The organism is Streptomyces sp. NPDC053755 (genome assembly GCF_040677675.1).
GTDB lineage: Bacteria > Actinomycetota > Actinomycetes > Streptomycetales > Streptomycetaceae > Streptomyces.
The window spans coordinates 50,660-56,659 of record NZ_JBFASK010000023.1; the positions used below are offsets into that span (position 1 = coordinate 50,660).

The 6,000-nt window shown below is 72.7% G+C and carries 6 protein-coding genes; 2 read left to right on the forward strand and 4 right to left on the reverse strand.

Going from position 1 to position 6,000, the window contains the following annotated elements:
- Positions 1–65: 65 nt before the first annotated feature.
- The 4 genes from AB0K65_RS21925 to AB0K65_RS21940 all read right to left on the reverse strand — a co-directional run bounded on the left by AB0K65_RS21925 (position 66) and on the right by AB0K65_RS21940 (position 3,145).
- Positions 66–527 carry a DUF5304 domain-containing protein gene (locus AB0K65_RS21925; RefSeq protein ID WP_365718974.1) on the reverse strand — a complete coding sequence of 154 codons (462 nt, stop codon included), beginning with the start codon at positions 525–527 and terminating at the stop codon, positions 66–68.
- 54 nt (positions 528–581) lie between these two features.
- Positions 582–1,733, reverse strand: a complete 1,152-nt coding sequence (locus AB0K65_RS21930; protein WP_365718976.1) for an ArsA-related P-loop ATPase — start codon at positions 1,731–1,733, stop codon at positions 582–584.
- Positions 1,734–1,844: 111 nt separating this feature from the next.
- Positions 1,845–2,288, reverse strand: a complete 444-nt coding sequence (locus AB0K65_RS21935) for an SRPBCC family protein (RefSeq protein ID WP_365718977.1) — start codon at positions 2,286–2,288, stop codon at positions 1,845–1,847.
- Positions 2,289–2,377: 89 nt separating this feature from the next.
- Positions 2,378–3,145, reverse strand: coding sequence for a metallophosphoesterase (locus AB0K65_RS21940; RefSeq protein ID WP_365719090.1), 768 nt, complete (start codon positions 3,143–3,145; stop codon positions 2,378–2,380).
- A gap of 264 nt (positions 3,146–3,409) precedes the next feature.
- On the opposite strand from AB0K65_RS21940, the gene AB0K65_RS21945 reads away from it, so the two are divergent.
- Both AB0K65_RS21945 and AB0K65_RS21950 read left to right on the forward strand, forming a co-directional pair.
- Positions 3,410–5,206, forward strand: a complete 1,797-nt coding sequence (locus AB0K65_RS21945; RefSeq protein ID WP_365718978.1) for an AMP-dependent synthetase/ligase — start codon at positions 3,410–3,412, stop codon at positions 5,204–5,206.
- 142 nt (positions 5,207–5,348) lie between these two features.
- Positions 5,349–5,879, forward strand: coding sequence for a hypothetical protein (locus AB0K65_RS21950; RefSeq protein ID WP_365718979.1), 531 nt, complete (start codon positions 5,349–5,351; stop codon positions 5,877–5,879).
- Positions 5,880–6,000 lie beyond the last annotated feature (121 nt).

Consider the following 6,000-nt stretch of genomic DNA (forward strand, 5'->3'; position numbering starts at 1 on the left):
TGTCCCTCAGTTTTCGGTCGAGCCCCGCTAGGGCCAACCGTACCCGAGGGGGGCGGCCGTACCGGTCAGTCGAGATCGATCTGCTGCCCGGTTCCGGGGCCTTCGTCACGCGGATCGTCGGGCCGGTCGGCCGGTGCCGCGGTCCCCGGCTCCGCGCCGCCCGGGCGGGTCCCCTCGCGCGTCCAGCGCGTCTCGTGGCCCTCGACCGCCGAGCGGTACGCGGCGAGGAGCTCGCTGCCCGCCGCCGCGAGATGGTCGAAGACCTGCGGGTTCCGCTCGATGACGGGCTCGACGGCCGCCTTCGCCTGGTGGACGATCTGCTGCACGGTCTGCTGGACGGCGCCCTGCGCGGCCATGCCCGCCAGCGGGCCCCGCAGGCCGGAGACCTTGTCGGCGACCGCGTCGAAGAGCCTGCGGAACTCCTCGGCGGCCGAACCGGGCTCCGTGCCGGCGCGTGCGCGGCGGCGGGCCTTCTCGGCCTCCAGGTCCTCGGCGCACGCCTTGGCCCAGGCATCCGAATCGCTCATGGCGTACTCCTTACGGCTTCTACCGTCGACGGTACACGGGCGCCGGGGCGTCCGTTACGGCGTCTTCGGCCAGAGGCCGGGATCCGGGGTGAAACGGACCCGCAGGTCGCCGTCGACCAGGCCGGCGCCGGAGACGGTACAGCGGCGCAGCACGGGCGGCAGGGGGACGTTCCGGCGGAAGGGCCCGGCGGCGAGGAGGAGTTCGTCCCCTCGGCGTACGAGGGACAGCTCCTCCTTGACGGCCCCGGGCAGCGGGAGGTGCCACACGAGGATGCCGTCCTCCCCGCGGCGGTCCTCGACCGTCCACGGGGGCGCGCCGGCGGGGACGGGCCCCGCCCCGAGCTTCTCCTCCACCGCCAGCAGGGCGAGGTCCTCGGGGCCGCCGAGGTCCCTGCCGAGGTGGGGCAGGGCGTGGACCGGGCCGTCGTACGCCTCGCGGAGCCGCTCCAGGTGCCGGCGGCGGCCGGCGGCCAGCTCGGCGAGCCAGGGGTCGGCGGAGCCGGCGGGGAGCAGCCGGTTGGCGACGACCGCGTCGAGGACCAGACCGTGCAGCGCCAGCCCGAGGCGGGCGGTGCGCAGGGCTTCGTGCGCCTCGGGGCCGGGCTCGACGACGAGGCGGACGGTGGTGCCGGGGGCGTCGACGACGGCCTGGACGGCGGCCAGCTCGGCTTCCCAGCGGCCGGTGGTCTCGTACAGCCACTGAGCGGGCATGGGGACACCGGCCAGTTGGGCGAGCATCGGGCGCAGGGCGCGGGCGGCCTGCCGCTCGGGTGGCAGGAGCCGGCGCAGATAGCGGCGGAGCTGCTCGGGCAGGGCGAGGACGGCGAGGGTGTCGGGCAGCGGCGGCATGTCGACGACGACCAGGTCCCCGTCCGTGGCCGCGGCGTCGCGCAGGGCGCGCAGGAGCGCGAAGGGCCGGCTGCCGGGCAGTTCGGTCAGCTCGGCGTCCTCGAGCGGGGCAGCGCCGAGGAGGTCGAGGGCGGTGGCGGAGCGGGCCTGGAGGTCGAGGAACTCGCGGCGGAAGTCGGCGGCCGGGTCGGGGCGGAGGATCCGGAGGGTTCCGGGGGCGGCCGCCGCGAGCGTCTCGTCGGGCCGTTCGGACACCAGGAGCACCCGGCGGCCGGCCGTCGCCTCGGCGAGGGCGGTCGCCGAGGCGACGGTGGTGCGTCCGGCGCCGCCGGGGCCGGTGACAAGGATGATCCGCATGGGGTGACGCTACCGGGCCGCCGCGGGGCGTCCGGCCCTCCCCCGGATGTCGTCCGCGGGAGACGCGAGGCGCGGGGCCGGGCGGAGGGCCCGCCGACGGCGGGGCGGGCGCTACGCGCCCGACTCGACGCGCTTCTTCAGGCCGGCGAGGGCGCGGTCGATGATGACCTTCTCGGCCTTGCGCTTGATCATGCCGAGCATCGGGATCTTGACGTCGACCGTCAGCTGGTACGTCACCTCGGTGCGCTGCCCGCCGCCGGCCGGGGCCAGGCGGTAGGAGCCGTCCAGGGCCCGGAGCATCTGCGACTTGACCAGGGTCCAGCTGACCTCGTCGTCGCCGGTCCAGGTGTACGCCAGAGTGTGGTCGTCCTTGATCGCGCCGGCGTCCAGGAGCAGCCGGACCTTCTCCGCGCGGCCGGCCGCGTCGGTCGCCAGGACCTCGGCCTCCTTCACCTCGCCCGTCCACTCGGGGTAGCGGGCGAAGTCGGCGATCACGCCCATGACGTCGGCCGGTGCCGCCTCGATGGTGATGCTCGAGCTGGTGTGTTCGGCCATCGCGGTGGTTCCTCCACTGTGCGGTCCGGCGGAAGTCGAAGGGCACGAACGTGCCGACCGAAGGCTATCGCGCCCCTGGGACCGGGCTCTCACCACTCCAGGGCCCAGGGCCTCCCGGTCGCCGCGAAGTGGCCGACGTTGACGCACTCCGTGGCGCCGATCCGCATCCGCCGTACCAGGGGCTGGTGGACGTGCCCGAAGAGGGCGTAGCGCGGCCGGGTGCGGCGGATCGCGTCGAGGAGGGCGCGGCTGCCGCGCTCGAAGCGCCGCGCGACCGTGTCGTAGGTGAGCTCCGGCACCTCCGGCGGGATGTGGCTGCACAGCACGTCGACGTCGCCGAGGGCCTCGACCTTCGCCGCGTACTCCTCGTCGGAGATCTCGTACGGGGTCCGCATCGGGGTCCGCAGACCGCCGCCCACGAATCCGAAGACCAGGCCGCCGATCTCGGTCCGTTCGCCGTCCAGGACGGTGGTCCCGTCGCGGGCGAACTCGGGCCACAGACCGGGGATGTCGACGTTGCCGTAGGTGGCGTAGGTCGGCGTCGGGAAGGCGGCGAACAGCTCGGCGTACTGCCGGCGCACCGCGGACTCGATCGCCGTGTCGCGGTCGACGGCGAGCTCGGACCAGAGCCGTCTTCCCAGCTCACGGGCCTCGTCGAAGCGACGCGCGGTGCGCAGCTCGACGATGAGGTCGGCGTTCTCGACGCCGAAGAGATCGGGGAAGATCCCTCGGCTGTGGTCGGCGTAGTCGAGGAAGAGCACGAGGTCACCGAGACATATGAGGGCGTCCGCCCCCTCCCCCGCCTTGGCGAGGGCGCCGGTGTTCCCGTGCACGTCACTGACGACATGGACTCTCATGCCTGGCATGAGCCCACCTTAGGGCGTCGGACCTGCGGTTACTTCCGAGTCCGCGAAGGTGTGGACTACTGTGCGCGAAGCACCGCCATACATGTGTGACGCATGGAACATCTGACCCGACCCCCCTATCGGGAACCGAGTACTGATGGGTAACGTCCGGGCAGTCCAGTCGTGCTCACCCCCACTGAGCACCTGCCCGATCTTGGACTTCACCGGTGCATCACACAGAGCCGTGGCGCCGGCGCCCGATGAGGAGCAGCAGTCTTGCGCGAGTTCAGCCTTCCGGCCCTGTACGAGGTCCCCACGGACGGCAACCTGACGGATCTCATCCGCCGCAACGCGTCTCAGCACCCAGATGTCGCCGTGATGGGGCGCAAGGTGGCGGGCGTCTGGACGGACGTCACCGCCCGGCAGTTCCTCGCCGAGGTCCGCGGGGTCGCGAAGGGGCTGATCGCCGCCGGCGTGGAGCCGGGGGACCGGGTGGCGCTGCTGTCCCGGACCCGTTACGAGTGGGTGCTCCTCGACTTCGCGATCTGGAGCGCCGGCGGGGTGACCGTGCCGGTGTACGAGACCAGCTCGCCGGAGCAGATCCAGTGGATCCTCGGCGATTCGGGGGCCTCGCTGGTCCTCGTGGAGTCCGCCGCCCACGAGGAGTCCGTGGAGTCGGTCCGGGCCGGCCTGCCCGAGCTCAAGGGTGTCTGGCAGATCGAGGCCGACGCGGTCGCCCGGCTGACCGCGACCGGTACGGACGTCTCCGACGCGCTGCTCGACCAGCGGATGTCGTCCGCGCACGCCGACGACCCGGCGACGATCGTCTACACCTCCGGCACCACCGGCCGCCCCAAGGGCTGCGTGCTGACGCACCGCGCCTTCTTCGCCGAGTGCGGCAACGTGGTGGAGCGCCTCAAGCCGCTGTTCCGTACCGGCGAGTGCTCGGTCCTGCTCTTCCTGCCCGCCGCCCACGTCTTCGGGCGCCTGGTCGAGGTCGCCTCCGTGATGGCGCCGATCAAGCTGGGCACCGTGCCGGACATCAAGAACCTCACCGACGAGCTGGCCGCGTTCCGGCCGACCCTGATCCTCGGTGTGCCGCGCGTCTTCGAGAAGGTCTACAACTCGGCGCGCGCCAAGGCGCAGGCCGACGGCAAGGGCAGGATCTTCGACAAGGCCGCGCACACGGCGATCGCGTACAGCCGCGCGATCGGCACGCCGCAGGGTCCCTCCCTCGGCCTGCGGATCAAGCACAGGATCTTCGACAAGCTGGTCTTCTCCAAGCTGCGCGCGGTCCTCGGCGGTCGCGGCGAGTACGCGATCTCCGGTGGCGCGCCGCTGGGCGAGCGGCTCGGCCACTTCTTCCGCGGCATCGGTTTCACGGTCCTGGAGGGCTACGGCCTGACGGAGTCGTGCGCGGCGACGGCCTTCAACCCGTGGGACCGGCAGAAGATCGGCACGGTGGGGCAGCCGCTCCCGGGATCGGTGGTGCGGATCGCCGACGACGGCGAGGTGCTGCTGCACGGCGAGCACATCTTCTCGGGCTACTGGAAGAACGAGGCCGCGACGGCCGAGGCGCTGGCCGACGGCTGGTTCCACACCGGTGACATCGGCACCCTGGACGAGGACGGCTATCTCGCGATCACCGGCCGGAAGAAGGAGATCCTGGTGACGGCGGGCGGCAAGAACGTCGCCCCGGCGGTCATCGAGGACCGGATCCGGGCGCACGCGCTGGTCGCGGAGTGCATGGTGGTGGGCGACGGGCGGCCCTTCGTGGGCGCGCTGGTCACCCTGGACGAGGAGTTCCTGGGCCGGTGGGCCGCCGAGCACGGCAAGCCCTCCGGCTCCACAGCGGCTACGCTGCGCGAGGACGCGGAGCTGCTCGCCGAGGTGCAGCGGGCGGTGGACGACGGCAACGCGGCGGTGTCCAAGGCGGAGTCGGTGCGGAAGTTCAGGGTCCTGAACTCCCAGTTCACCGAGGAGGCCGGGCACATCACCCCGTCGCTGAAGCTGAAGCGGAACGTCGTGGCGAAGGACTTCGCCGACGAGATCGAGGCGATCTACCGCGCCTGACGCTCGCTCAGAACGCCCCTGGCAGCCCTCGTTCCGGGCCGCCGGGGGCGTTCGCGCGGTCCGCGAGCATGTCCGCGCCCACCCCCGGTACGGCGACCGCCGGTACACCGGCCCACCGACAGCACAGAGGAGCAGAGGTTTCATGCGGCTCAAGCGCACCGCCGTCCTGGGGGCGGCCCTGACCGCCCTCGTCACGGTAACGGGCTGCAGCAGCAGCTGGGGAGAGGACGCGGGCCTGGCGAAGGCGGGTGACCTGGCGGGAGTCGAACGGATCGTCAGCGAGCACACCCTGTGCAGCGACCTGCGCGCCGCCTCCGGGGACGGCTCCATGAACGAGGAGTCGAAGGACCCGGCCTGGGGCATAGGCCAGCGCGCGGTCTGCGGGGACGACCGCGAGGACACCCTGACCCTGCTGACCGTCACGGACATGCAGAAGTTCCAGGAGGCCAACCGCAAGGCGGCCGCCTCGGGCGGCGGGAGCCGTTTCCTCATCGGTCAGGACTTCGCCCTCGTCCCGGGCGACGAGCGCGTCGCCGAGAAGCTCAAGGACTCCGGCACCCTGCTCTTCACCTGCGAGAAGGACTTCAAGATCCCCGACGGATACCGCCAGGAGGAGCTCCTGGTGGACGGCTGCGCGCTGACCGACTACCTGCCCGCACCGCTCCCCGGCTAGGGAGAGGCCGCACGGATCGGCGGCGCCCGCGGCCCGGGCGGGACCTCACGGACACGACCCGGCGCCGAGAGGCCGCACGGATCGGCGGCGCCCGCGGCCCGGGCGGGACCTCACGGACACG

What these genes read in the sequence shown, in the direction of transcription:
- AB0K65_RS21930 (WP_365718976.1), bottom strand. Translation starts at nt 1,733, where the DNA reads ATGCGGATCATCCTTGTCACCGGCCCCGGCGGCGCCGGACGCACCACC.
- AB0K65_RS21925 (WP_365718974.1), bottom strand. Translation starts at nt 527, where the DNA reads ATGAGCGATTCGGATGCCTGGGCCAAGGCGTGCGCCGAGGACCTGGAG.
- AB0K65_RS21940 (WP_365719090.1), bottom strand. Translation starts at nt 3,145, where the DNA reads ATGAGAGTCCATGTCGTCAGTGACGTGCACGGGAACACCGGCGCCCTC.
- AB0K65_RS21935 (WP_365718977.1), bottom strand. Translation starts at nt 2,288, where the DNA reads ATGGCCGAACACACCAGCTCGAGCATCACCATCGAGGCGGCACCGGCC.
- AB0K65_RS21950 (WP_365718979.1), top strand. Translation starts at nt 5,349, where the DNA reads ATGCGGCTCAAGCGCACCGCCGTCCTGGGGGCGGCCCTGACCGCCCTC.